Raw genomic sequence first — 24147 nt, forward strand, 5'->3', positions numbered from 1 at the left:
CCCGCCTCCGGCGCCTTACCGGCGACGGAGGCGGGCCAGCAGCGTCGCGGCGAGCAGCGCCGTCGTGATTTCCAGGGCGACGACGGCGAGCAGCCCGCCGGCGCCGGTGCCAGCCACAGCCGGCACCCCGGGAACCCCGTGACTGTGGGCGTGCGGGCCGCCGCCGGACGCTGTCCCCAACAACAGGAAAGCGTGCAGCGCTGTCATGGCCAGCGCGCACGCCATGACCTGGCGCAGTGCCCCAACCCGGCCCTCGCGCCAGATGTGCACGGCGCACGGCAGGCAGACCCCCACCATGGCCAGCATCAGCAGGTTCAGCCACAGCCCGTGGTGGTTTCCCGTCACGAGCCCAAGGTGCACCAGGCTTGATGCGGCGGTCGCCACGGCCACGATGCGCAGGTGTACAACGGGGCGGGGGTGGAGGACGGGGCCGGCGGTCCGGCCCCATCCACGCAGGGCGGTCATGGCGCCTGCCTAGCCGTGGCAGTGCCCGCCGGCGGCGGGCTTGGTGTTCGGGTTGGCCGGCACATCCAGCACGGGGCTGCGGTCAAAGAACCCTTCGGGCCGGAGCTTGAAGCCGACCGTGTCCACCGGCATGATGGGCCAGTCCTCGATCCGGGGGAAGTGGGTCAGCCCGAAGGTGTGCCACACCACAATGTCCTGGCCGTCGATCTCGCGGTCCTGGGCGATGTAGGCCGGCAGGCCCGCTCCCCCGGAGTGCTGGTTCACGAAGTCGCCGGTGGGGTACCGCTCGTCCTCCGCGAACCGGGTGACCCACAGGTCCTTGGTGGCGAACGCCGCCCGGCGGGCAATGGAGGACTCCGGATCGGCCAGGAGCGTGGGCTGGCCCTGGGCATGCAGTTTGTAGCCGACCGGTTCGCCCAGGCGGTTCCGGGACTCCGGGTTGGAGATGATCCACGTCCGGCCGCTGCGGGCGTCGGCTTCCCGGACGGCTTCGGACTCCCGGCCCAGGACGGTCCGCTTCCGGGAGAAGGCGTTGCCGCGTTCGTTGCCTTCGCCCATGGGCTGGCGGACCACGTCTTCCTCCTCCACCCGGTTGGTGAAGCCGTCGATCGCCATGTCCAGGCGGGCGCTGAAGAGGTGCTGGTGGAACGGCGCGCCGAGCCCGGGGGCCAGCGGGGAGATGTTGGCCGAGCCGCCTTCGGGGAACGCGCTGGTGAAGACGACGCCGGTGGCCTTGGCCTCGAATTCGATGGTGCCGTCGAGGTACAGGTACCAGTAGAAGCCGTAGTCGTAGTTGCCGATGGTGGTGAAGAAGGAGATGACCAGGCGGCGGTTGCGGCGGGTGTAGTTGATGCCCGTCCAGAGGTCGGAGTGCTTGGCCAGGATGCCCCAGTCCTCCTCGTGCATGCAGATGCCGTTGCGGATTTCGCGGGGATTGCCGAACGCGTCGCTGATCACGGGGCTGAGGTAGGTGATCTCGCCGAGGCAGTCACAGCCCAGTTCAAGCGAGTTGGCGTACTGGCCCACCAGGTATTCGCCGGTGTCGAAGTAGTTCTGCCAGGACCGGATGGGCGACGGGTCGCCGTAGGGAACCACCATCTCGGCGATGGACGCGCGGTTGATGATGGGCCGCTTCCGCCCGGCGTCCTGGAAGGCCAGGTTGTGCAGCACCACGCCCTCACGGACGTCGAAGCCTACGTCCACGCTCCACTTTTCCCACTCGACGTGGTTACCGCCGGTGACTGTGAAGCTGGGGCCCTCGGGCTGGGTGATGTGGAGCGGCTTCTGCGTGGTGCGGAGCGGGCCGGTGAGCCCGGGGTCGGTGTAGTTGCCGTGCTCGGCGGGAATCGGGACGACGCCGGTGTCCAGGACCTGCGTGACTTCCTTGCCGACGACGTCGACGTACGCCACCAGCCCGTCCACGGGATGCGCCCAGGCGCTGTCCTCGGGAAAGTCCTGCACGAAGGCCAGGCCGCGGAGGATGCGGCGGCCTTTCTCCTCCGGGTATTCGAAGACGCCGGCGGACAGCGGGGCAACGCGGACTGTGCCGACGTCCAGGTTCCGGTCCGCCAGGGCCTTCAGCCACCGTTCGTCGGAGGCCAGGAGTTCCTCGACCACCTCGAATTCCTCTTCCAGCACGGGCAGTTCGCCGGCGACGGCGGTGTCCAGTTCGACGGCGGAGGCCACCTCGCCGCGGGTGGCGGAGACCGTCACATCGAGAGGGCGGCCGCCGGAGACATCGTGGATGAACACGCGGAAGCGCCGGTCCTCGGAGTCCCTGGAACTGTCCCGGGCCGGGTCCAGCAGGCCCAGGTAGGCGATCCGCTTTTCCGGGCCGAGGAGTCCCCCGGCGCGCAGGATGCCCTGGACTTCAGTGATCTCAGCGGCCGCTGCCAGGCGGTACGGGGCGGCTGTGTCAGTTGGTGCGAGTGTCATGAGCGCTGCCTTTGTCCGGGACCGTGTTGGGGTCGGGATTTTTATTTTCTATAGTTGTAGAGAATAAGGGGTCCGTAAGATGGATCACAAGGGTTCGATACAAAAAAGTTCCGGGGGATCACCAGAGTGCCAAAGATTGTTGACCATGATGAACGGCGCCTGGAGCTGGTGGATGCGACCTGGCGGATCATCGCCAGGCTGGGCATCGAAGGCGCCACGATGCGGGAGATCGCCCTCGAGGCCGGCTTCGCCAACGGCGCACTGAAGCCCTACTTCCCCACCAAGGACACGCTGCTGACGTTTGCCTTCCGGCACGTCTTCAACAGGACCAACGAGCGCATCCGGGAGGTCACGGCGGGCAAGGCCGGAATTCCGGCGCTCCGGGCTTTTTGCGTCGAGGTGCTGCCGCTGGACTCCGAGCGGGTCAATGAAGCGCGGATCGTGGTCCCGTTCTGGCAGAAGGCCATCAACGATCCGGAAAAAGCCGCCATCCACCGCGAGTCCATGGACCAGTGGCACGCTGCGATCCTCGGGTACCTGGCCGAGGCCAGGGCGCAGGGGGACGTGGGTGCCGCCGTCGACGATTCAGCCGTTGCCGGCCACCTGCTGAACATGCTGCTGGGAGCGCAGATAGCAGCCGCCCTTGCCCCGGACAACGAGACGGACCTGCGCCTGGGCGACCAGCTGGAAGCATTCCTGACCTTGCTTCAGGCGGGCTCGTAATTCTTTTTTCGACGTTGGGCGAAAAAAGATGACAACGCCTGGCATCACCGCTAACCTGAAATAACTGTGTCGCAGGACACAGCCTGGGGGACCAACTTTCAGATGGCTATCCGGCGTCAGGAACATCCATGTCTGCAACCACAGCCCGCCCGGCGGGCCAGGAACTCATCTCCAGCGAGGCCACCTCATTTGAGCACTGGCGGCACCTTGTGGCGGAGTCGTTCGTGCCGCTGGCCGCCGACACGGATCATCCCGACACCTTCCGCGGCCGGATGCGCTCCAGGGTCCTGGACCGGCTGTGCATCGTGGAGGTCACTGCCACGGGCCACAACGTCCACCGCACACCGGCCCTGGTGGCCCGGCCCGGCCAGCGCTATTTCAAACTCAATCTCCAGCTGGAGGGCACCGGACTCCTCATCCAGGACAACCGCGAGGCAGTGCTGCGCCCCGGCGACCTCGCCATTTACGACACCAACCGTCCCTACACGCTGGCCTTCGAAGAGCAGGCGCGGGTCATGGTGGTCATGTTTCCGCACGACTCCCTGTCCCTGCCGCCGGATTACGTCGGGCAGCTCGCGGCCGTCCGGCTGGCAGGCGGGCACGGCCTGACCGGCATCGTGGGCCCGTTTATCGCCCAGCTGGCGGAGAACCTTGAAGCCCTCAGCGGCCCCAGCGGATCACGGCTGGCCGCCAACGCCCTGGACCTCGTGTCCACCATGCTGCACTCGGAACTGGACATGGCGCGGGACAGCATGAAGCCGCAGGTGCTGCTGGCATCGTCCGTGCGCGAATACATCGAGGCCAACCTCGCCGATCCACAGCTCTCGCCGGCCGGCATTGCGGCGGCACACTTCATCTCCACCCGGCACCTGCACAACATCTTCCACGAATCCGGAGCCACTGTTGCCAGCTGGATCCGGAGCCAGCGGCTGGAACGCATCCGCCGCGACCTGAGGGATCCGCTGCACCACAGCACTTCCGTGGGGGCGGTCGCCGCCCGCTGGGGGTTCCTTGACGCGGCGCATTTCAGCCGCACGTTCCGGGATGCCTACGGCGAATCCCCCAGCGACTGGCGCCGCGGCGCCTAGTCTGTGCAGGGCTCACCGGCCGGGTCCAGCCGGGGCGCACGCCAGGGCGTCAGCCCCTAGATCAGCCCCTGTGCAAGCATGGCGTCGGCCACCTTGACGAAACCGCCGATGTTGGCGCCCAGCACGTAGTTGCCGGGCTCCCCGTATTCGTCGGCCGTCGAGGCGCAGCGGTGGTGGATCCCCACCATGATGTCCGTGAGCCGCTGTTCCGTGTGCTCAAAGGACCAGGAGTCACGGCTCGCGTTCTGCTGCATCTCCAGCGCGGACGTCGCCACACCGCCCGCGTTGGCGGCCTTGCCCGGGCCGAACAGCACGCCGGCTTCCTGGAAGACCGCTACGGCTTCGCGGGTGGACGGCATGTTGGCGCCTTCGCCGATGGCGATCAGGCCGTTGCGGACCAGCCTCGCGGCAGCATCGCCGTCGAGCTCGTTCTGCGTGGCGCACGGGAGCGCCACCGTCGCGTCGACGTCCCAGACCGAACCGGCTTCCACATAGGCGACGCCGGAACGGCGCAGCGCATAATCCTTCAGGCGCCCGCGCTCCACTTCCTTGACCTGGCGGAGAAGCCCGACGTCGATGCCCGCCTCGTCCACGATGTAGCCGGAAGAGTCGGAGCAGGCCACCACTGTGGCACCGAGCGACTGGGCCTTGGCGACGGCGTTGATGGCCACGTTCCCGGACCCGGAAACCACCACGCGCTGCCCGTCGAAGGACGTTCCGCGGGTCTTCAGCATTTCCTCGGTGAAGATCACTGTTCCAAACCCGGTGGCCTCGGGCCGGACCAGCGAGCCTCCCCAGGAGATGCCTTTGCCGGTCAGGACGCCGGATTCGTAGCGGTTCGTGATCCGCTTGTACTGGCCGAAGAGGTAGCCGATTTCGCGCCCGCCGACGCCGATGTCGCCAGCCGGCACGTCGGTGTATTCGCCGATGTGGCGGTACAGCTCGGTCATGAAGGACTGGCAGAACCGCATGACTTCGGCATCGCTGCGGCCGCGGGGGTCGAAGTCCGAACCACCCTTGCCGCCGCCGATGGGCATGCCGGTGAGGGCGTTCTTGAAGATCTGCTCGAAGCCGAGGAATTTTACGATGCCCAGATAGACGGACGGGTGGAACCGCAGGCCGCCCTTGTAGGGGCCGAGTGCCGAGTTGAACTCCACCCGGAAGCCGCGGTTGATCTGCACGCGGCCCTGGTCATCGGTCCACGGCACCCGGAAGATGATCTGGCGTTCGGGTTCGCAGAGCCGTTCCAGGATGGCCGCTTCGAGGAATTCGGGGTGCCGGTCGTGGACGGGGCCCAGGCTTTCGAAGACCTCGACCACCGCCTGATGGAACTCCGCTTCTCCCGGGTTCCTGGCCAGGACGGTGTCCCTGATGGCCTCGAGCCGTGCATCCATGATGATTCCTAACCTCGAACCGGGCGCGGAAGTCTCCGGCATAGGCCGCGCCGGCACCCTTTTATTGAAACTTCAACTAGCCAATTGTGACTGCACGGGCCGCGCATGGCCAATCGGCCTTCCACTAACCTCCGTATTGTGACATTTAATTTCCATGAAACGAAAACTCTGGCCAAGGGTCGGGGTAAGGCGGGGGACTTCTGATGGCCCACATCTGCCTGCTTCTCTCCGGGGCCGCGCTCCTGCTCAACGGCCTCGCCGCGTTGGATCTCCTCCCCCGCCGGGATGCGGCCGTGTTCAGCCTGGTCATCGGCAGCACCCAGTTGGTCCTCGCCGTTGCGTACCTGGGGATTACCGGCGACGGGGTCCTGCACCTGTTGCTCGAGGCATCCGGGATGTTCCTGTTCGGGCTGACCTACGTCTACGTCGGGTTGGATTTCCTGCTGGAACTCGGGTCCCGGGGCCTTGGCTGGTTCTGCGGGATGGTGGCCGCGTGCGGCCTCCTTCTCGCCGCTGCCTGGTCCGGGGAGGACCCACTCCTGGCCGTACTCTGGCTCTGCTGGACGTACCTGTGGCTGCTGTTCTTCCTGCAACTGGCCCTGGGGTTCCAGCGACTCACGCCGCTCATTGGCTGGTCCCTGGTCCTCACGAGCCAGGCATCGGCCACCGTCCCGGCGCTCCTGGGCGTCACGGGGCGCTGGCCCAATGATCCCGAGACGGCGACGACGGCGGCGGGCGCCGCAGCCGCGCTGGCCGTGCTCCTGCTGCTGGCCGGCTGCCTCGCGTGGCGGGCCGGCCCGGCCCCCACGCGCAGGCGCGGGCGGCAAACCGCCGCCCGCGCCGTTGCGGATCCCGCCGCCGTCGGCTCCTCCGTTGTCTGTTCTGATGTCCCAGACAGACTGCTACCCGGCGAACTCAAGCTCTGACGCCCGGATCTGCTTCTCCACCCGGATCTCCACCAGGACGCCGGACAGGAACAATGCGGGGACGGCCGCCAGCAGGCCCACGGCCGTTTCCGTGCTGCCTCCGATGAGGGACGTGAAGTTGCTGACCACCAGGTACAGCACCCACGCCAGCAACACGGAAGCCAGCACCGGGGCGATGAACGTCTGCCATTGCTGACCTGTTACCTTTTCCCGGCGGAAATAGGCGACGACGGCAAGGGAGGACAGCATGTACAGCACCAGCAGTGCCGCGACGGCGAGGCCGCTGAACCAGGAGAAGAGGGTCAGCACCGGGTCCAGCCCCAGCAGCGCGAACGGTGCCACCAGCAGGACAGCCACCACTGTCTGGATCCAGGCCGCCGCAGCCGGGGCGCGGTGCTTGTTGGTCCGGGCAATGACTGCCGGCATGGAGCCGCGCAGGGCCAGCGAGTGCAGGTAGCGGTTGATGCCGTTGTGGAAGGCAATGATGCCTGCCAGAAGCGAGGTCACCAGCAGGATTCCGGCGGTGATCCCTGCCCAGGGTCCGAACATTTCAACGATGGGGCCGATCACGAACGATGTGGCGTCACCCGATTCCAAGGCTGCACCCGCAGCATCCACCACGTGGGACGGCCCGTAGAAACTGACCAGCATCCAGGTGATGAAGGAGAAGAAGACAGCGATGATGCCCACGGACAGATAGGTGGCCCGTGCAACCGTCCTGTGCGGGTCCTTGGCTTCCGCGGAGTAGATGGCCGTGGATTCGAAACCGAACATGGAGGCCACCGCGAACATGATGGCGACGCCGGGGGCTCCGCTGGCGATGGCTTCGGGAGCGAACGACGCGGCGAAGTCGAGCCCTTCGGGGCCGCCGCCGTGGAACAGCACGGAGAATCCGAACATCAGCAGGATCGCCACTTCCAGGCCCACCAGGACAGCCAGGACACGGGCACCGAGCTCGATGTTCTTGGATCCCAGGACCTGGACGCCCGCCATGGTGATTACGGCGAGCAGCCACCACGGAACAGTCATTCCAGCGGATGCCAGCAGGCCGGAGAACGCCGCTCCGTACAGCCCGTACATGGCCGCCTGCACCGTGCTGTAGGCCAGCAGGGCAAGCCAGGCCGCTCCGGCACCGGTCTTGCGTCCGAACGCCGCGGTCACGTAGGCGTAAAAGGCGCCGTTGGTCTGCACTTTCCGGCTCATGGCCACGAAGCCGACGGCGAAGATGACAATGACGATGCCGACCACGAGGTAGGCACCCGGTGCGCCGGCGCCGTTGCCGAGCGCGGCCGCGAGCGGCGCGGCTCCCACGATACCGGTCAGCGGGGCCTGGGCGGAGAGGACAAAGAACAGGATGCCCAGGACTCCGATGCTTCCTGCGCGCAGGGCGGTGGAGTGTTCCTGGCGGGAACCGGGTTCTGCGGTCCGGGGTTCGGGATTCGAAATACTCATTGGATCCTTCTTAACGGTCATGAGTGCTGGGGAAAAGAGCTGGCGGGAAATTCGTGGCCCGGTTGCCGGGCCCGGGCAAAGGTGCCCGTGAGCTGCACCGTGAATTCCAGCATGGCAGTCGCCGCCGGACCCGGCTTGTCGTGCAGCGATCAGTTGTTGTTCCTGAGCGCAGTGTGGTTCAGGGCAGTGTGGTTCAGGGCCTTCCGTACTGTTCGCCACCGGTCAAGTGCCGTACGCGGATACACAAGACCCCGCGCCGCCGGCAGGAGCACGCTTATTGCAGCGCTGTTAGGCCGTACCGGCCGCGTTCTCTGACCTACTCGAAGTGGAGTACCCCATGGAAACCCACGATGCCCTGCTGGCCTCGATCACCCCGGATACCGGCGAAACCCGTACCATCCTGGACCCTGCCACCGGGGAACCCGTGGGCGAGGCGCCGGTCCACAGCGTCCAGGACCTCGAGGCGGCCATCGCCGCCGCGGCAGCGGCCCAGCCCGCGTGGGCAGCCCTGGGCCACGATGCCCGGAGCGCCGCGCTCCTCAAAGCCGCCGACGCCGTCGAACGTTCCGCCGAAGAGCTCGCCCGGCTGCTCTCCCGCGAGCAGGGCAAACCGCTGAACGGCCCCAACGCCCGCTTCGAAGTGGGCGCCTGCGCCGCGTGGCTGCGCGTCGCCGCCGGCACGCCGCTGGACCCGGAAACCGTGGTGGACGACGGCGAAACCCGCGCCGAGCTGCACTACCGGCCCATCGGCGTCGTGGGCGCGATCGGCCCGTGGAACTGGCCCATGATGATCACCGTCTGGCAGATCGCCCCCGCCCTGCGCATGGGCAACGCCGTGGTGGTCAAGCCTTCCGAATACACGCCGCTCTCCGTCCTGGCCCTGGCTAAGGTCCTGAACGAGGAACTGCCGGAAGGCCTCCTGACCGTGGTCTCCGGCGGGCGCGACGTCGGAGCCCGGCTGGCCGAACACCCCGCGATCGGCAAGGTCATGTTCACCGGATCCACCGCCACCGGCAGGGCGATCATCAAATCCTCCGCGGACACCGTCAAGCGCCTCACCCTGGAGCTCGGCGGGAATGACGCCGGCATCGTGCTGCCCGACGCCGATCCCAAAGCCATCGCCGAAGGCCTCTTCTGGGGCGCCTTCATCAACACGGGCCAAACCTGCGCCGCCCTCAAACGCCTCTACGTCCACGATTCTCTGTATGAAGCCGTGTGCGAGGAGCTCACCAAGGTGGCCGCCGCGATGCCCATGGGCAACGGCCTGGACGAGAACAACGTCCTGGGCCCGCTGCAGAACCGGCAGCAGTACGACATCGTGGCCCGGCTCGTCGAGGCCGCCCGCGACTCCGGCGCCCGCATCCTGCTCGGCGGCAACCCGGACACGGACCAGCCCGGACACTTCTACCCCGCCACCCTCGTGGCGGACATCGACAACGGCAACCCGCTGGTGGCCGAGGAGCAGTTCGGCCCGGCCCTGCCGATCATCCGCTACGGCACCGTGGACGAGGCTGTCACCATGGCGAACGCGCTCGACGTCGGGCTCGGAGCCTCCGTCTGGTCCCCAGACCCCGCCAGGGCACGCGAGGTGGCCGTCCGCCTCGTGGCCGGCACGGTGTGGATCAACAAGCACGGCGCCGTGGACCCGCGCATCCCGTTCGGCGGCGCCAAGCAGTCCGGCTACGGCCTGGAATTCGGCGTCGAAGGCCTCAAGGCCCTGGGCGTGCCGCAGGTGATCAACGGCTGAGTTGCGTGCTTGGAAACGGTGTCCCGCCTTCAGAGGCGGGACACCGTTTTCACTTCGCGGCGATGGCCAGGAACCTGATGGGCAGGTCCAGCAGTTCCAGCGGGCCGTGGGGGCCTTCGCCGTCGAGAAGCAGGGAGTCTCCAGCCTCCATGGTGTATTCGTACGCGCCGTGGCCGTAGACCATCCTGCCGGAGAGCATGTAGATGAATTCGGTGCCGGGGTGCTGGAACAGCGGGAAGACGTCGGAGGCGTCCGTCAGCGTTACCAGGGTCGGTTCGAGGGCGTCGGTTCGGCCTTTCAGGGTGCCCAGCACACGGTACTCGTGGCCGTGCTGTGTTCCGCTCCGGACGGTCAGGCTGCCCTGGCCGTTCTTGGTGAAGGTGGCATCACGGTCCGTATCGGCGCCCCTGAAGAGCGCGGTGACGGGTATCTTCAGCCCATCTGCCAGCCGCTGCAAAGTGGTCAGCGAACAGGACGTGCTGGCGGATTCGATTTTGGAGATCATCGCCTTGGACAGTCCGGTCCTGACGGCGAGTTCGGCGGACGAGAGCCCGTTCGTGGTCCGGTAGTGGCGGACCTGCCCGGCGATGACCCGCTCAAGTTTGCCGGGCCCCTCGTCAGCCGCGGACCGGTCGGCTGCGGCTCTTTCGTCGCCAGTCTGGTTCGTCATCCTGCCATCTTAGGTGGCTGTCCGGTTCCTACCCGAGCACGGTTCCTACCCGAGCACGGTTCCTACCCGAGCACGGTTCCTACCCGAGCCTCCGGGCTTCACCCACCAGGCCTGCCAGGGTGTCGGCCAGGGCCCGGGCTCCTGCTTCCGCGTCGGCATCCTCCACCAGCTCCTCGGGCGAATGTGAAATGCCGGTGGGGTTCCGGACGAACAGCATCGCGGTGGGGATGTGGCCGGCGAGCACACCGGCGTCGTGCCCGGCTCCGGTATCCAGGACCGGCGCATCCGGGAGCAGGGTCCGGAGCTGGTCCCGCAGGCCGGTGTCGAAGTGCACGGTGGGGCTCAGTGATTCGGCGCCGAAGCTCACCGTGCACCCTTCCTCGGCGGCTATGACCTGGGCGTTGAGGTGGATGGATTCCACCAGGGCTGCTGTCACTTCGTCCCGCGGGTGCCGGAGGTCGATCCACATATCCACCCGGGAGGCGATCACATTGGTTCCGCCGGGCACAGGCTGCATCCGACCGACGGTGGCCCGTGCGTCCTTGTAGTTCCTGGCGGTGTCCCGGATGCCGATCATGATTTTGGCTGCGGCAATCATCGGATCCCTCCGGTCCTTCATGAGCGTAGTTCCGGCGTGGTTGCCCTGGCCGGCCACCGAGAGCTTCCACCGGCCGTGGCCCAGGATGGAGGAGCCGATGGCCACCGGCTGGCGAAGGTCGATGAGGCCCCTCCCCTGTTCGACGTGGAGTTCCACGAACATGCCCAGCTGCTGGAGGGTTTTGTGGTCAGCGCCGATGAACCGGGGGTCCTGCCCGTTGGCCGCTGCCACGTCGGCGTAGGTGTTGCCATCCGCGTCTTTGAGGTTGCGCGCCTTGTTCGGGTCCAGGGCGCCGGTGAGCAGCCGGGAGCCCAGGCAGGCGACGCCGAAGCGGGAGCCTTCCTCTTCGGGGAAGACGGCGATTGCCAGGGGCTTCCGGGGGCGGAGGCCCCGGTTCTTCAGGATGTCGACGGCGACCAGCGCCGACGCCACACCGAGGGGACCGTCGTACTCGCCGCCGCCGGGGACGGAATCGAGGTGGCTTCCGGTGACGACGGCGTCCTTGCGCGTGCCGGTGGCAGTGTCCCACCAGGCCCAGATGATCCCGTTGTTGTCGGTGGTGACGTCCAGCCCGCGCCGCCCGGCCTGCTCGATGAACCAGCTCCGCAGGTCGGTTTCGGCGTTCGAGAAGACCGGGCGGGAGTATCCGCCGCGGCGCGAGTCTGTGCCGACGCCGGAGATGTCCCGCATCAGGCCGGAGACGGTGTCGGTTGCAGGTTTGGTCGCAGGAGAGGTCACGGGCTGGTCCGTTCTAGGAGTGTGGTTGCCGGGCGGAAGCGAGCCGGAACGTCGGCGGCGCCGGTGGCCAGGCCTGCCGCCCACTGCCCGATCAGCGGCGCGAACTTCGCACCGTGCCCCGAGCACGGGGACAGAATCGTGATTCCGTCCGCCCGGTCGACGAGGAAGTCCTCATGAGGCGTGTTGGTGAACAGGCACGTGGTCTCGGCATACGGTTCCGGGTCAAGACCGGGGAGGTACTTCTGCACGTAGTCCACCACCCGGCGCCGGTTGTCCGGGTCCACCAGGCCGGTTTGCTCGGCGGCAGACGGGATCAGGCCGCCGCCGTTGTACTCGGCCACCTTCTGCCCGGCAAAGCCGGCATCCCGCCCGCCGGGCAGTCCATAGGTCTGGATGGCGGCACTCTTGTGGATGAACGTGGGCCAGGCGGCGCCGTCCGGATCGCGGTAGCGGAAGTGGAAGGCCTGCTCCTGCCGGACGGTGATCTCCGGCAGTCCGGCAAGGAACCCTGCCGGGAGATCCAGCTGTCCCAGCAGTGAAGGCAGCCAGCCGCCGGCGCTCACAACGACGTTCCCGGCGTCAATCGCTTCTCCTGCTGCCGAGTGCACACGGTAGCCTGTGCCCCGCCGTTCCACGCGGGCGACGTTCCAGCCGGTCAGCAGCCTGGCTCCGTGCTTCACCGCCTGGTTGATCATGGCGTTGACCGAGCTCTCGGCGTCGATCACCCCGGCGCCCGGGTGCCAGAGCACCGGGGCGTCGAAGGAGAACTGCGGCCACCGCTCCCGAGCCTCAGCCGCGCTGAGGAGTTCGTGCTCCACGCCGGCGCCGGCGAGGACCCGGGCGAGATGCTCGGGCTGCCTCTCCGGGCCGTAGTCCACGGCGCCGAAGGGGGTGATCAGATGCAGTCCGCTGGCACGGTCCAGTTCGTCCCAGAGAACCTTGGACTCCTGGACCGCCCGCGTGTAGAACTCGTCCGGGTAGGCGTACCGGAAGATCCGGGCCGAGCCGTGGGAGCTGCCGTCATGCGCTGCCGGGACTGAGCGCTCCACGATGGTGACGTCGTGGCCCTGCAGGGCGAGCTGCCAGGCGGTGGCGGCGCCGGCCAGGCCGGCGCCCACCACCACAAAGTCTGACGAGTCAGGAAAAGCGTCAGTCATCACTGCGCTCCCGGGATCCAGCTGGTTCCGGCGAGGGGAACGCGTGCCATGGCGGACGCTTCGATGGTCAGTGCCACGAGGTCCTCGGGTTCGAGGTTGTGCAAGTGGGACTTGCCGCAGGCCCGGGCGATGGTCTGGGCTTCCATGGTCAGGACGCGCAGGTAGTTGGCGAGCCGGCGGCCGCCCTCGACCGGGTCCAGGCGGGAGGAGAGTTCCGGGTCCTGGGTGGTGATGCCGGCGGGGTCGCGGCCGTCCTGGAAGTCGTCGTAGTAGCCGGCGGCCGAGCCCAGGGCGGCGTATTCGGCAGCGTAGCGGGGATCGTTGTCGCCCAGGGCGATCAGCGCCGCGGTGCCAATGGCCACCGCGTCGGCACCGAGGGCCATAGCCTTGGCGACGTCGGCTCCCGTGCGGATGCCGCCGGAAACGATGAGCTGGACCTTCCGGTGCACACCCAACTCCTGGAGCGCCTGGACTGCCTGCGGGATGGCGGCCAGGGTGGGGATCCCCACGTTTTCGATGAAGACCTGCTGCGTGGCGGCGGTGCCGCCCTGCATGCCGTCGACGACGACGACGTCGGCTCCGGCCTTCACGGCCAGGGCAGTGTCGTAGTACGGGCGGGACGCGCCGATCTTGACGTAGATCGGGGTCTTCCAGTCGGTGATTTCGCGCAGTTCGCCGATCTTGATTTCCAGGTCGTCCGGGCCGGTCCAGTCCGGGTGGCGGCTGGCGGAGCGCTGGTCGATGCCGACCGGCAGGGTGCGCATGCCGGCGACGCGTTCGGTGATTTTCTGGCCCAGCAGCATGCCGCCGCCACCCGGCTTGGCGCCCTGGCCGAGCACGATCTCGATGGCGTCCGCCTTGCGCAGGTCGTCAGGGTTCATGCCGTAGCGGGAGGGCAGGTACTGGTACACGAGGTGCTTGGACTGGCCTCGCTCCTCAGGCGTCATGCCGCCGTCGCCCGTTGTTGTGGAGGTGCCCACCTCGCTGGCGCCGAGTCCCAGCGCTTCCTTGGCGTTGGCCGAGAGCGCACCGAAGCTCATGCCGGCGATGGTCACCGGGGTCTGCAGGTGCAGCGGCCGGCTCGCGTGCCGGTCGCCGAGGACGACGTCGGTATCGCACTTTTCGCGGTAGCCCTCCAGCGGGTAGCGGGACATGGAGGCGCCGAGGAACAGCAGGTCATCGAAGTGCGGGACCTTGCGCTTGGCGCCCCAACCGCGGATGTCGTACACGCCGGTTGCGGCCGCGCGCTGGATGTCCGCGATGGTGGCGCGGTCGAACGTTGCCGATTCGCGCAGGCCGAGCGCATCGATGTCCTGGGCGGCCTGGGCGGGCGTGGCGGGTGCCTGTGCGGGGGCGGGCAGTGAGGTGATGGTCATGGGGTTGTCCTTAGTACGACGTCGAGTTGTGGACGCTGAAGTGGTAGAGGTTCCGTGCCGATCCGTAACGCCTGAAGTCCGCAGGGTTGTCGGTGCGGCCGGCCGCGGCCAGCAGTTCGCCGAGTTCAGCCAGGTGCTCGTCCTTCAGGGGCTTTTCGATGCAGTCAGCGCCGAGCGAGGCCACGGTGCCCTTGACGTAGATCCGGGCTTCGTAGATGGAGTCGCCCAGCGCTTCGCCCGCGTCACCGCAGACCACCAGGCGTCCGGCCTGCGCCATAAACGCGGACATGTGGCCGATGTTGCCGCCCACCACGATGTCCACGCCCTTCATCGAGATGCCGCAGCGGGCGCTGGCGTTGCCGTCGATGACCACGAGCCCGCCATGCCCGGTGGCGGCGGCCGACTGGGAGGCGTCGCCCTTGACATGGACGCGGCCGGACATGATGTTCTCGGCCAGTCCGACGCCGGCGTTGCCGTTGATGGTCACGTCGCCTTTTTGGTGCATCCCGGCCGCGTAGTAGCCGGCGTGGCCGTTGATGGCGACCGTGACGTCCGTGTTGATGCCCACGGCCAGGCTGTGCTTGCCTTCGGGGTTGGCGACGGTCCAGGACTGCCCGTCAACAGCGTTGTGGAGGGCCTGGTTGAGTTCGCGGACGGGGCTGGAGGCCAGATCCACGCTGAAGGAATCAGCGCTGACGGCGGGCCGGGTTGCTTCGGCGTTCATGTCCGTGCTGGTTTCGGGGGCTGTCAGAGTGACCATGTGTAGACCTTTCCGGGTTCCGGTTCAAAGATGCGGGCGTTTTCGATGCCGGGCAGGGCTGCCAGGGCACGGTATTCGGAGGCCATAGCCACGTAGTCGTCTGTTTCGGCGATGATGGCCGGCTTGCAGGCGATGGGGTCCCGGACCACGGCCATGCTGTCCGCGGTGGTGACCACCAGTGTGTAGAAACCGTCCAGGACCTTGCCCAGGTTCACGAGCGCTTCTTCGAGGGTGTCGCCCTGCTGCAGGCGGGAGGCGACGTAGCGGGCGCCCACCTCAGTGTCGTTTTCGGAATCGAACACCACGCCCTCGCGTTTGAGGTCGCGGCGGACGGTGGCGTGGTTGGAGAAGGAGCCGTTGTGGACCAGGCACAGGTCGTCGGCCACGGAGAACGGGTGGGAGCCGCCGGCGGTCACAGCGGACTCGGTGGCCATCCGGGTGTGGGACAGGCCCTGGCTGCCTGACATGTCCTCGAGCCCGTGCTCGGCGGCGATGTCCATCGGGTGGCCCACGCTCTTCATCACGGCCACGTGCTCGCCGCGGCCAATGATGGTGGAGCCCGGAAGGGTTTCGCTGACCGCTTTCGCCAGGAGATCGGTTCTGACGGCGGCGCTCACCAGGGTGGTGTCACCCACCACGCGTACTGTGGCGGCGGCATCGGCCGGAAGCATCGCGTCAAGGGAGGCCTTGACCTCCGGGAGGGCAATGCCCTGGTCCTTGCCCAGCAGGCTGAGCGTGGAGGTTCCGGCCGAGACCAGGCCGGGGGTGTTGTAGACGGCGAGGCCGGCTGAATCCGGTCCGCGGTCCACGATCTGGCACATCATGGAGGACAGCAGGCTGCCCATCTGGGGGTGCAGCAGGGGGTTGCGCAGCTGCAGCGCGGCGATTCCGCACATGGTGGGATTCCTTTACTTAGTGGAGGTTGCTAAATCGAGGTGAGGTACGTGCGGACTTCCCAGTCGCTGACCTGGTTGTGCCAGCTGAGGAATTCCTCTTCCTTGGCGTCCGCGTAGTACTTGCCGATCTCCGCGTCGCCGCTGAGGCTGGCCAGGATCACCGGGTCCCGGCGCAGGGCCTCCACGGCGTGCAGCAGGGTGGCCGGCAGCAGGTGGGCGTCGGGTTTCGACTCACCCGGGCCCGACGGGTGCCCCGGATCCGCCGACTTTTCCACGCCGTCCAGGCCTGCCGAGATGGCCGTGGCAATGGCGAGGTAGGGGTTGGCTGAACCGTCACCCGAGCGAAGTTCGATCCGTTTGTTGTCCGGGACGCGGATCATGTGCGTACGGTCGTTGCCCCCGAACGAGGCCTTCCGGGGAGACCAGGTGGCACCGGACGAGCTGGTGGTGGCGCCCGAGCGCTTGTACGAATTGACGGTGGGGGCCAGGAATGCCTGCAGTGCCGGCGCGTGGTCCAAAATGCCGCCGATGAATGAGTAGGCGAGGGCCGAAAGCCCAAGTCCCCTGCCGCCGTCGTCCGCTCCGTTGTCAACCGGGAACAGCGCCTCGGCGCCGGACCACAGCGACAGGTGGAAGTGGAGGCCCGTGCCCGTGCGGTCGGTGAAGGGCTTGGGCATGAAGGTGGCGGTCATGCCGCGCTGTTCGGCGAGGACGTTCAGGATGTAGCGCAGGGTGACCACGCGGTCGGCCGTGGTGAGGGCGTCGGCGTAGTTGAAGTTCTGCTCGAACTGCCCGGCGGCGTCCTCATGGTCGTTGGCGTAGTTGCCCCAGCCCAGGCCGTTCATTGCCTCCGAGATGGAGGTGAGGTGCTCATACATGCGGGTGACGCCGCGTGCGTCGTAGCAGGGGCGGGGCGAGTCATCGCGGGGGTCGGCCGTGCTCAGGGAACCGTCGGGGTTCTTGTTGACGAGGAAGTACTCCACTTCCGCACCCACCTTCGCCTGCATTCCCTGACCGGCGAGACGGGCGAGCGTGTTTTTGAGGATGACGCGCGGGGCGTAGGGCCAGGGCTTGCCGTCCACGTGCGGGTCGCAGTGGATGACCGCGAGCCCTTCCCTGATGAACGGCACGGGTGTGAAGGACGCCAGATCAGGAATGGCGATGAGGTCCGAATCCTGCGGCTTCTGCCCGATCAGCCCGGCTGCGTAGCCGGCAAACCCCATGGCGCCGGCCTCAAGCTGGTCTGCGGCTTCGACCGGAACGAGCTTGGCGCACGGTTTGCCCGTCATGTCGACGAACGTGGCCAGGAGGAACCGCACATCATGGGCCCTGGCGATGTCCGCGAGGGAGATGTGGTCAGCCTCGGCCGGGGACGCGGCAGTTGATAGGGCTGAGGCGCTTGGTACTTCAGGGGTTGCGACACTGGTCATCGGAACTGTCCTGTTCAATTTGGTGTTACCTGTTGGGAAACGTTGTTGAACCACAGTAGTCAAAAGGATGTTACAGGCGTGCGCCCCGCTTGTTAAATCGGGGTGACGTGCCCAATCGCGATCGCAACCGGAAATTTACGCCCGCGAAACCCACGATCGTTCACTGTCACGAATCATGGTTTCATCCCACGGTTACTTTTTTGTGCCGCCGTTTCCCCTGGCGGATACCCCTTTTCTGATTGGAGTTCCATGAATTCTGGAGACGTCGCCTGGATCCTCGCCGCGGGCGCACTGCTGTGCATCATGATCCCCGGCCTTGCCTTGTTCTACGGAGGTATGGTCGGGTCCCGCAGGATCCTGAACATGATGATGATGTGCTTCGGCGGAATGAGCATCGTGGCCGTCCTGTGGGCCGTGTTCGGCTACTCCATGGTCTTCGGCAATTCCATCGGTGGCGCCGGACTCCTCGGTGATGTCACCGAGTACTTCGGCATGGAGAAATTGCTGGCCGAGGACCCGAACGCGCCCATCCCCACGGCCCTGTTCGCAGCCTTCCAGCTGTTCTTTGCCGGCATCACCACGGCAATCATCGCCGGAGCTGCCGCCGGACGAATGAAGTTCGGCGCATGGATGACCTTCGCCGCCCTCTGGGCCACCCTGGTCTACTTTCCCGTCGCCCACTGGGTCTTCGCCTTCAGCTCGGCGGACGGCTCGGTGACCGGCGGCTGGATCGTCAACAGCCTCAAGGCAATCGACTTTGCCGGCGGTACCGCTGTCCACATGAACGCCGGAGTCGCTGCCCTCGCCCTCGCCCTGGTCCTCGGACGCAGCGCCGGCTGGCCCAAGAGCGAACACACCAAACCCCACAGCCGCCCGCTCGTGCTGGTGGGCGCCGGGCTCCTCTGGGCTGGATGGTTCGGCTTCAACGCGGGGTCTGCACTCACCGCCGGCCTGTCCGCATCCGTGGTATTCCTCAACACCGCCGTCGCCGCGTGTGCCGGCCTGCTCGCCTGGACGCTCGTGGAACGCATCCGCCTGGGCAGCGCCAGCAGCATGGGCGCCGCCTCCGGCCTGATCTCGGCCCTCGTCGCCATCACTCCTGCCTGCGGCGCCGTCAGCCCCCTGGGCGCCCTGGCCATCGGCCTCATCGCCGGCGCAGTCTGCTCGCTGGCCATTGAGCTGAAGTTCCGGCTCGGCTTCGACGATTCACTCGACGTGGTGGGCGTCCACCTGGTGGGCGGCATCCTGGGAACCCTGCTGATCGGCTTCTTCGCCACCGAGGCCGCCCCCAACAAGGTGAACGGCCTGTTCTACGGCGGCGGCTTTGAGCTCCTCGGGATCCAGACGGTCGCCACGCTGGCCGTACTCGCCTACTCCTTCGTGGTTACGTGGATCATCGCCAAGGTCCTCAACATGACCATGGGCCTGCGCATCCACGAGGCCGATGAACTGCGCGGCATCGACATCGCCGCGCACTCCGAGGCCGCCTACCTCAGCGACGAAGAGCCCGTGGAACTCGGTTCGCCCCACCGCGCCTAAGGTCCCCGGGCAGGGCGCGGGAACAGAAGTCAGCCGCTGCTCCCGTCAAGAATCCGAGGCTTGTCCGCCGCGCCCTTCCGTCAAGGTAGGTGACTGCGGACAAGCCTCGGATTCTTTGTGTTGTCCTAGGCCGGCTGCCGCAGCCAGGGCCGGGTGGGCGTTTGGCCCAGCTGGTCGTTGAACTCCTGGGCCTCGCGGTAGTAGTCCAGCAGGCTCAGGCGGGAGGCGGCCGCCGGATCCAGGATGACCACTGCCCGGCGGTGCAGTTGCAGCACCGAAGCCGGGCAGTGTGCGCTGACCGGTCCCTCCACCATGGCCTGGACGGCATCAGCCTTGTTCTCCCCCATGGCCACGAGCACCGCCAGCCGGGCCTCGCGGATGGTCCCCAGCCCCTGGGTCAGGCACAGCCGGGGAACGTCGCCGGCCGGGAAGAACCGCGCGTTGTCGGCGCGGGTGGCACCGGCAAGCGTCTTCACCCTGGTGCGCGAGACCAGGGACGATGTGGGCTCGTTGAACCCGATATGGCCGTTCGCGCCGATGCCCAGGATCTGGATGTCCACCCCGCCGGCGGCCGTGATGGCTGCGTCGTAGCGGTCGGCTTCCGCGACGAGGTCCTGAGCATCCCCGTGCGGGGTCATGAGTTTCTCCAGCGGCAGGTCCACGTGGTCGACGAATTCCCGCCGGATAGTGGAGTAGTAGCTCTGTTCGTGCTCCGGCGGCAGCCCGGCGTATTCGTCCAGCGTGAAGGCCGTGACCTGGCTGAAGCCCAGCTGCTCTTCACGGTGCCGGCGGATCAGCTCCTGGTACGTGGACTTCGGCGAACCGCCCGTGGCGAGCCCGAGGACGGCCGGGCCCTGGCGGACCCGGGCTTCGATGATGTCAGCGGCCCGGCCCCCTACATGTTCCGCGGACTCACACAGAATAATCTGCACGCGTTTTCCCTTCCTGCGTCAGTGGTGTGCCGGCCCGGTAGACCTGCAGCAGTTCGATTTTTTCGGTGGTCACCAGGATGTCGGCGCGGTACCCCGCGGTGAGGGAACCAATCTGGGCTGCCCCCGGCCGGTCCAGGCCCATCAGGCGGGCCGGCGTGGCCGAGGCCGCCGTGACGGCGTCGGCCAGGGGCACGCCCCATTCGACGCAGCGGCGGACGTTTTCCAGCAGCAGGCTCGTTGCCCCGGCGATCGCACCGGGCCGGGCATCACCCTCCGCGGGGACCAGCCGCGCCACCCGGTCCCGGACCAGCACGTCCAGGCTGCCGAGTGTGTAGTGGCCGTCGGACATTCCCGCCGCTGCCATGGCATCCGTAATCAGCGCGATCGAGCCCGGGCCCACCAGGCCGAAGACCATACGGACGATCTCCGGGTCCAGGTGCACGCCGTCGGCTACCAGTTCCAGGACCATCCGGCCCGGCGACTGCCGTGCGGCCTGCAGCAGGACGGGAATGGGTCCGGGCGTCCGGTGCCCCAGCGCGGGCATCCGGTTGAACAGGTGTGTGGCGGACCAGGGACCGTCGTCTTGGGCCACCGGCCCGGCGCCGTCGTTGTCTAAGGCGCCGCCCAGGGCTTCCCGGGTCCGCGCCGCCGTGGCGCCGGTATGGCCGAGCGACGGGACCACGCGGTAGTCCCGGCACAGGGCCACGAGTTCGGCAAAGTGCGGTGTTTCCGGTGCCAGCGTGAGGGACCGCACCGTGCCGTGCCCCGCGTCGAGCCATTCCTGCAGGAGCACCGGGTCGCCGTCGATGATGGCCGCCGGGTCCTGCGCTCCGCACATGCTCTTGGTGATGAACGGTCCTTCCAGGTGCAGGCCGGCCAGGGTGCCGTCCTGCACCAGCTCCCGCAGCGCCGTGATCTGCTTGAGCAGCACATCCGACGGCGCCGAAACGAGCGAGGCGAGCACCGACGTCGTACCCTGCCCGGCGTGGTAATCCGCCGCCCGGCGGGCGCCGTCGGCATCCGCGGAGAAGGTGTGCCCGACGGCGCCGTGGCAGTGCACGTCCACCAGCCCCGGCAGGATGACCGGAACCTGCGTTGTTTCGACGTCGACGCCGGCGGGCAGCTCCGCCGTCGGGCCGCACCACGCGATACTCCCACCGGCGATCACCACGGTGCCGTCTTCGATCACACCGTCCCCGGCCCGGCCGGTGACGAGGCGTCCGCGCAGCCCCAGCCCGCTCTCTTGCGTGGGCTGATCCGGCCCCACAGCGGGGTCAGCTTGCATCGGCTTTGGCCATCGAACCGTTCTCATCGGTTTCATCTTCGCGCCCCATGGTGCGGAGGTTCCAGCGCCTGATCACGAAGCGGAACGCCACGTAGTACACGGCCGCGTAGCCCAGGCCGATGGGCACCAGCCAGAGCGGATTCTGCGCGATCCCGAAGTTGAGGACGTAGTCGATAGCACCGGCGGAGAAGCCGAACCCGTGGTGGATCCCCAGGAAGTTGACCAGCATCATGGACGTTCCGGTCAGGACGGCGTGGACGATGTAGAGCGGCCAGGCCACGAACATGAAGGAGAATTCCAGCGGTTCGGTGATGCCGGTGAGGAAGGCGGTAAGTCCGGTGGAGAGCATCACGCCGCCCACGATCTTCTTCTGGGAGGGCTTGGCTTCATGCCAGATGGCGAGCGCGGCCGCGGGCAGGGCGAACATCATGATGGGGAAGAACCCGGTCATGAAGACGCCGGCGGAGGGATCACCGGCGAAGAACCGGTTCAGGTCGCCGTGGGCGCCGTTGTAGTCGCCGATGATGAACCAGACGATCGAGTTCAGGATGTGGTGCAGTCCCAGCGGGATGAGCAGCCGGTTGAGCGTGCCGTAAATGCCGCTGCCCACCACGGTGTTGTCCGCCACCGTGTTGCCCACGGCTGTCAGTCCGGAGTTGAACAAGGGGTAGATGAGGGCCATGACCACGCCGATGATGATGGCGGCAAACGAGGTCAGGATGGGCACCAGGCGGCGGCCGGCGAAGAATCCAAGCCAGTCCGGCAGGGTGGTCCGGTGGAACTTCTGCCACAGCCACGCTGTGGTCAGGCCCATCACGATGCCGGCGAGCACGCCGTAGTTGATGACCGGATCCTTGCCGCCCTCCGGGGCGGCGCCCAGCACCAGCGGTGCCATGACTTTGAAGACGTTGGTCAGGACCAGGAAGCCGACGACGGCGGCCAGCGCCGTTGATCCGTCGCCCTTCTTGGCGAAGCCGAAGGAAATGCCGACGGCGAAGAGCAGCGGAAGGTTCTCAAACAGGGCGCCGCCGGCGGCGCCGATCACCTGGGCAACGGTGGTCAGGCCTTCGAACCTGCCCAGCAGGTCGTCCTGGCCCAGGCGCAGGAGGAGCGCGGCGGCGGGAAGGGCGGCGATGGGGAGCATGAGGCTGCGGCCGAAGCGCTGGAGGTTCTGCAGCGCTTTGCCGCTGCCCTTGGCCTTGCCCGGGGCCGGTGCGGCCAGCGGGCCTGCCCCGGCGGAAGCGGACGGGTTTTCCGTGGACATGGGTTCCTCGTTTCGAAAAGGCGGTGCTTGTGCGGGGATGCGGGATTCAGTAGAGTTTTGCTAACTGGTTATAACCAGTGACAATCATCACTGTGAAGTGCACCGGGCTTAGTTGTCAACCTCAGGCAGGAAAAAAGCTTCAGAGCCGGCCGGACTCACCGCGAAACGACCAACAGGAGTGGACATGTCCAAAGCAGAAATCATCCTCGCCGCCCTGGGCGGGGCAGAGAACGTTGAAGAGATCGAAGGGTGCATCACCCGCCTGCGCACCGAAGTGGTGGATGCCGGAAAGGTTGACGAGGCAGCCCTCAAAGCCGCGGGCGCCCACGGCGTGATGATGTCCGGCACGGTGGTCCAGGTTGTGGTGGGCCCCGAGGCGGAAAGCCTGGCAGAAGACATCCAGGACCTGATGTGAGCACGCCTGAGGTAAGCACGGCCGAGGTAAGCGGGGCCGCACCCGCCGGGGCCACGCCGACGGGGGCCATCAGTGTGGCCTCGCCCCTGCCCGGCCGGCTCATCCCGCTCAGCGAAGTTCCGGACCCGGTGTTCGCCAAGGGGCTTGTCGGCGGAGGCGCCGCGGTCATTCCGGACGACGACGCCGAGGTGCTCACCGCCGTCGCGCCCTTGGACGGCAAGGTCATCAAGGTCATGCCGCATGCCTACATCGTCCAGCACGCCTCGGGGCCGGCAGTGCTGGTCCACGTGGGCATCGATACGGTCGGACTGAAGGGCGAGGGCTTCAGCGTGCTGGCGCAGAAGGGCGACCAGGTGCGCACCGGCGACCCCATGATCAGCGTTGACGTCGCGTTTGTCCGCTCGAAAAACCTCAGCATGTGCAGTCCTGTGGTGATCCTGGACAGCGCACCGGACGCCATTGAACCTCCGGCTTCAGGCGGCCGGGTGGAAGCCGGCGGGCACCTGTTCAGTCTGCCCGGGAAAATTCCGGAAAAATAGGGACATGGATACGGCAGGGGAACTCAAACACGTCTGGGTGCGCAGGCAGCTCCAGGATCTGGTGGCCACCACGTTGCGGCCCGGGGACGCCCTGCTGGGCGAACGCCAACTGGAGGAGCAATTCGGGGTCTCGCGCATCACGGTGCGCCGGGCCATCTCGGACCTCGTCCAGGACGGAGCCCTGGTCCGGATCAAGGGCAAGGGGACCTTCGTCTCGCACGGACTGGTCCGCTCAACCCTGCACCTGGCCTCCTTCAATGAGGACATGCGGGCGGCCGGCTTCGAACCCAGCACCCGCGTCATTACTGCCTCCACCGAGGAGCCGCCCGCGGCGGCGTCCGAGCACCTGGGACTGCCGCCGGGGCAGGAGGCCTACCAGGTCCGTAGGCTGCGGCTGGCAAACGGGGCGCCCGTCAGCGTGGACGAATCCTGGCTGCCGCCCCGGCTCCTGCCGGACCTGCTCTCGGAGGACCTGACCGGGTCGCTGTACCGCGTCCTCGCCGCGTCCGGCCATCCGGTGCAGCATGTGGAACAGACCGTGGAGGCCGCCGCCGCCCCGGAGGACACGGCGGCCCTGCTGGACATCGAGCCCGGGGCGCCGGTGCTCCTCTTCAGGCGCCGTTCGTTTACCGGCCAGGAAGACCCCGGCACACCCATCGAGTACTCCATTTCGACGTACCGCTCGGACCGGTACCAGGTCTCGATGCGGCTGGCGCTCGGCTGACCCAGGACCGGCCCAGTCCCCAACTGACTCGCATTTAACGTCGTGAAACCCCCGAATGGCGACGTTAAATGCGAGTTACTTGGGCGCGCGGGGG

General features: G+C 67.3%; 22 protein-coding genes. 8 read left to right on the plus strand and 14 right to left on the minus strand.

Features of this window, described 5'->3' with window-relative positions; translation table 11 throughout:
* Positions 1 to 15 precede the first annotated feature (15 nt).
* Both ACSQ1X_RS17910 and ACSQ1X_RS17915 read right to left on the minus strand, forming a co-directional pair.
* Positions 16 to 465, minus strand: a complete 450-nt coding sequence (locus tag ACSQ1X_RS17910; protein ID WP_436058651.1) for a hypothetical protein — start codon at positions 463 to 465, stop codon at positions 16 to 18.
* A 9-nt stretch (positions 466 to 474) separates the two neighbouring features.
* Positions 475 to 2400, minus strand: a complete 1926-nt coding sequence (locus ACSQ1X_RS17915; protein WP_436058652.1) for a primary-amine oxidase — start codon at positions 2398 to 2400, stop codon at positions 475 to 477.
* A 126-nt stretch (positions 2401 to 2526) separates the two neighbouring features.
* On the opposite strand from ACSQ1X_RS17915, the gene ACSQ1X_RS17920 reads away from it, so the two are divergent.
* Positions 2527 to 3123, plus strand: coding sequence for a TetR/AcrR family transcriptional regulator (locus tag ACSQ1X_RS17920; protein WP_436058653.1), 597 nt, complete (start codon positions 2527 to 2529; stop codon positions 3121 to 3123).
* Positions 3124 to 3251: 128 nt separating this feature from the next.
* Positions 3252 to 4211: a helix-turn-helix domain-containing protein gene (locus tag ACSQ1X_RS17925; protein ID WP_055807428.1), complete on the plus strand. Its 960-nt coding sequence runs from the start codon at positions 3252 to 3254 to the stop codon at positions 4209 to 4211.
* Between the two features lie 56 nt (positions 4212 to 4267).
* Here the strand turns inward: ACSQ1X_RS17925 and gdhA are convergent, their stop codons facing one another.
* Complete coding sequence (gene gdhA / locus ACSQ1X_RS17930; protein ID WP_436058654.1) at positions 4268 to 5605, minus strand: NADP-specific glutamate dehydrogenase; 1338 nt, start codon at positions 5603 to 5605, stop codon at positions 4268 to 4270.
* Positions 5606 to 5808: 203 nt separating this feature from the next.
* Between gdhA and ACSQ1X_RS17935 the strand changes: the two genes are divergently transcribed.
* A complete protein-coding gene (locus tag ACSQ1X_RS17935) occupies positions 5809 to 6531 on the plus strand; it encodes an AmiS/UreI family transporter (protein WP_436058655.1) in 723 nt (240 codons plus the stop codon).
* Here the strand turns inward: ACSQ1X_RS17935 and ACSQ1X_RS17940 are convergent.
* Positions 6508 to 7983, minus strand: coding sequence for an APC family permease (locus ACSQ1X_RS17940; RefSeq protein ID WP_436058656.1), 1476 nt, complete (start codon positions 7981 to 7983; stop codon positions 6508 to 6510). The genes ACSQ1X_RS17935 and ACSQ1X_RS17940 overlap by 24 nt on opposite strands.
* Positions 7984 to 8320: 337 nt before the next feature.
* Here ACSQ1X_RS17940 and ACSQ1X_RS17945 point away from each other — a divergent pair, with 337 nt between their 5' ends.
* The gene (locus tag ACSQ1X_RS17945; RefSeq protein WP_436058657.1) at positions 8321 to 9730 is read left to right on the plus strand and encodes an aldehyde dehydrogenase family protein; all 1410 of its coding nucleotides are present in this window, start codon (positions 8321 to 8323) and stop codon (positions 9728 to 9730) included.
* Positions 9731 to 9779: 49 nt separating this feature from the next.
* On the opposite strand, the gene ACSQ1X_RS17950 is transcribed toward ACSQ1X_RS17945, so the two are convergent.
* The 7 genes from ACSQ1X_RS17950 to glnT form a co-directional block, all read right to left on the minus strand.
* Positions 9780 to 10400, minus strand: a complete 621-nt coding sequence (locus tag ACSQ1X_RS17950) for a helix-turn-helix domain-containing protein (protein WP_055807441.1) — start codon at positions 10398 to 10400, stop codon at positions 9780 to 9782.
* 79 nt (positions 10401 to 10479) lie between these two features.
* Complete coding sequence (locus ACSQ1X_RS17955) at positions 10480 to 11736, minus strand: allantoate amidohydrolase (protein ID WP_436058658.1); 1257 nt, start codon at positions 11734 to 11736, stop codon at positions 10480 to 10482.
* Positions 11733 to 12893, minus strand: a complete 1161-nt coding sequence (locus tag ACSQ1X_RS17960; protein ID WP_436058659.1) for an FAD-dependent oxidoreductase — start codon at positions 12891 to 12893, stop codon at positions 11733 to 11735. Before ACSQ1X_RS17960 ends, ACSQ1X_RS17955 begins: the two co-directional genes overlap by 4 nt.
* Complete coding sequence (locus tag ACSQ1X_RS17965; RefSeq protein WP_436058660.1) at positions 12893 to 14269, minus strand: FMN-binding glutamate synthase family protein; 1377 nt, start codon at positions 14267 to 14269, stop codon at positions 12893 to 12895. Before ACSQ1X_RS17965 ends, ACSQ1X_RS17960 begins: the two co-directional genes overlap by 1 nt.
* 10 nt (positions 14270 to 14279) lie before the next feature.
* Positions 14280 to 15029, minus strand: coding sequence for a protein glxC (locus tag ACSQ1X_RS17970; RefSeq protein ID WP_436058661.1), 750 nt, complete (start codon positions 15027 to 15029; stop codon positions 14280 to 14282).
* Positions 15017 to 15925 (minus strand): glutamine amidotransferase, encoded by a 909-nt coding sequence (locus ACSQ1X_RS17975; RefSeq protein ID WP_436058662.1) that lies wholly within the window; start codon positions 15923 to 15925, stop codon positions 15017 to 15019. Before ACSQ1X_RS17975 ends, ACSQ1X_RS17970 begins: the two co-directional genes overlap by 13 nt.
* Positions 15926 to 15954: 29 nt before the next feature.
* Positions 15955 to 17355, minus strand: a complete 1401-nt coding sequence (gene glnT / locus ACSQ1X_RS17980) for a type III glutamate--ammonia ligase (RefSeq protein WP_436058663.1) — start codon at positions 17353 to 17355, stop codon at positions 15955 to 15957.
* A 249-nt stretch (positions 17356 to 17604) separates the two neighbouring features.
* On the opposite strand from glnT, the gene ACSQ1X_RS17985 reads away from it, so the two are divergent.
* Complete coding sequence (locus tag ACSQ1X_RS17985; RefSeq protein WP_436058664.1) at positions 17605 to 18894, plus strand: ammonium transporter; 1290 nt, start codon at positions 17605 to 17607, stop codon at positions 18892 to 18894.
* Positions 18895 to 19019: 125 nt separating this feature from the next.
* Here ACSQ1X_RS17985 and nagB read toward each other — a convergent pair whose 3' ends face one another.
* Genes nagB through ACSQ1X_RS18000 form a run of 3 tightly spaced genes read right to left on the minus strand, consistent with a single transcriptional unit; the run spans position 19020 to position 22375 of the window.
* Complete coding sequence (gene nagB, locus ACSQ1X_RS17990) at positions 19020 to 19826, minus strand: glucosamine-6-phosphate deaminase (RefSeq protein ID WP_436058665.1); 807 nt, start codon at positions 19824 to 19826, stop codon at positions 19020 to 19022.
* Complete coding sequence (locus tag ACSQ1X_RS17995; protein WP_436058666.1) at positions 19807 to 21111, minus strand: N-acetylglucosamine-6-phosphate deacetylase; 1305 nt, start codon at positions 21109 to 21111, stop codon at positions 19807 to 19809. Before ACSQ1X_RS17995 ends, nagB begins: the two co-directional genes overlap by 20 nt.
* A complete protein-coding gene (locus tag ACSQ1X_RS18000) occupies positions 21101 to 22375 on the minus strand; it encodes a PTS transporter subunit EIIC (RefSeq protein ID WP_436058667.1) in 1275 nt (424 codons plus the stop codon). The genes ACSQ1X_RS17995 and ACSQ1X_RS18000 overlap by 11 nt, the downstream gene beginning before the upstream one ends.
* A gap of 112 nt (positions 22376 to 22487) precedes the next feature.
* On the opposite strand from ACSQ1X_RS18000, the gene ACSQ1X_RS18005 reads away from it, so the two are divergent.
* The 3 genes from ACSQ1X_RS18005 to ACSQ1X_RS18015 are packed head-to-tail and all read left to right on the plus strand — an operon-like array spanning position 22488 to position 24053.
* Positions 22488 to 22790 carry a glucose PTS transporter subunit EIIB gene (locus ACSQ1X_RS18005; RefSeq protein WP_082507014.1) on the plus strand — a complete coding sequence of 101 codons (303 nt, stop codon included), beginning with the start codon at positions 22488 to 22490 and terminating at the stop codon, positions 22788 to 22790.
* The gene (locus ACSQ1X_RS18010; protein WP_436058668.1) at positions 22787 to 23329 is read left to right on the plus strand and encodes a PTS sugar transporter subunit IIA; all 543 of its coding nucleotides are present in this window, start codon (positions 22787 to 22789) and stop codon (positions 23327 to 23329) included. Before ACSQ1X_RS18005 ends, ACSQ1X_RS18010 begins: the two co-directional genes overlap by 4 nt.
* Before the next feature lie 4 nt (positions 23330 to 23333).
* Positions 23334 to 24053, plus strand: a complete 720-nt coding sequence (locus ACSQ1X_RS18015) for a GntR family transcriptional regulator (RefSeq protein WP_055807468.1) — start codon at positions 23334 to 23336, stop codon at positions 24051 to 24053.
* Positions 24054 to 24147 lie beyond the last annotated feature (94 nt).

Source organism: Arthrobacter sp. LjRoot78 (genome assembly GCF_964254335.1).
GTDB lineage: Bacteria > Actinomycetota > Actinomycetes > Actinomycetales > Micrococcaceae > Arthrobacter.

Bases quoted from the DNA above. Each gene is read 5' to 3' on its own strand.
- ACSQ1X_RS18000 (WP_436058667.1), bottom strand. From the start codon at position 22,375: ATGTCCACGGAAAACCCGTCCGCTTCCGCCGGGGCAGGCCCGCTGGCC.
- ACSQ1X_RS17945 (WP_436058657.1), top strand. From the start codon at position 8,321: ATGGAAACCCACGATGCCCTGCTGGCCTCGATCACCCCGGATACCGGC.
- ACSQ1X_RS17960 (WP_436058659.1), bottom strand. From the start codon at position 12,893: ATGACTGACGCTTTTCCTGACTCGTCAGACTTTGTGGTGGTGGGCGCC.
- ACSQ1X_RS17965 (WP_436058660.1), bottom strand. From the start codon at position 14,269: ATGACCATCACCTCACTGCCCGCCCCCGCACAGGCACCCGCCACGCCC.
- ACSQ1X_RS17975 (WP_436058662.1), bottom strand. From the start codon at position 15,925: ATGTGCGGAATCGCCGCGCTGCAGCTGCGCAACCCCCTGCTGCACCCC.
- ACSQ1X_RS17995 (WP_436058666.1), bottom strand. From the start codon at position 21,111: ATGCAAGCTGACCCCGCTGTGGGGCCGGATCAGCCCACGCAAGAGAGC.
- ACSQ1X_RS17915 (WP_436058652.1), bottom strand. From the start codon at position 2,400: ATGACACTCGCACCAACTGACACAGCCGCCCCGTACCGCCTGGCAGCG.
- ACSQ1X_RS18015 (WP_055807468.1), top strand. From the start codon at position 23,334: ATGGATACGGCAGGGGAACTCAAACACGTCTGGGTGCGCAGGCAGCTC.
- ACSQ1X_RS17950 (WP_055807441.1), bottom strand. From the start codon at position 10,400: ATGACGAACCAGACTGGCGACGAAAGAGCCGCAGCCGACCGGTCCGCG.
- ACSQ1X_RS17940 (WP_436058656.1), bottom strand. From the start codon at position 7,983: ATGAGTATTTCGAATCCCGAACCCCGGACCGCAGAACCCGGTTCCCGC.
- ACSQ1X_RS17925 (WP_055807428.1), top strand. From the start codon at position 3,252: ATGTCTGCAACCACAGCCCGCCCGGCGGGCCAGGAACTCATCTCCAGC.
- ACSQ1X_RS17910 (WP_436058651.1), bottom strand. From the start codon at position 465: ATGACCGCCCTGCGTGGATGGGGCCGGACCGCCGGCCCCGTCCTCCAC.
- glnT (WP_436058663.1), bottom strand. From the start codon at position 17,355: ATGACCAGTGTCGCAACCCCTGAAGTACCAAGCGCCTCAGCCCTATCA.
- ACSQ1X_RS17935 (WP_436058655.1), top strand. From the start codon at position 5,809: ATGGCCCACATCTGCCTGCTTCTCTCCGGGGCCGCGCTCCTGCTCAAC.
- gdhA (WP_436058654.1), bottom strand. From the start codon at position 5,605: ATGGATGCACGGCTCGAGGCCATCAGGGACACCGTCCTGGCCAGGAAC.
- ACSQ1X_RS17985 (WP_436058664.1), top strand. From the start codon at position 17,605: ATGAATTCTGGAGACGTCGCCTGGATCCTCGCCGCGGGCGCACTGCTG.
- ACSQ1X_RS17970 (WP_436058661.1), bottom strand. From the start codon at position 15,029: ATGGTCACTCTGACAGCCCCCGAAACCAGCACGGACATGAACGCCGAA.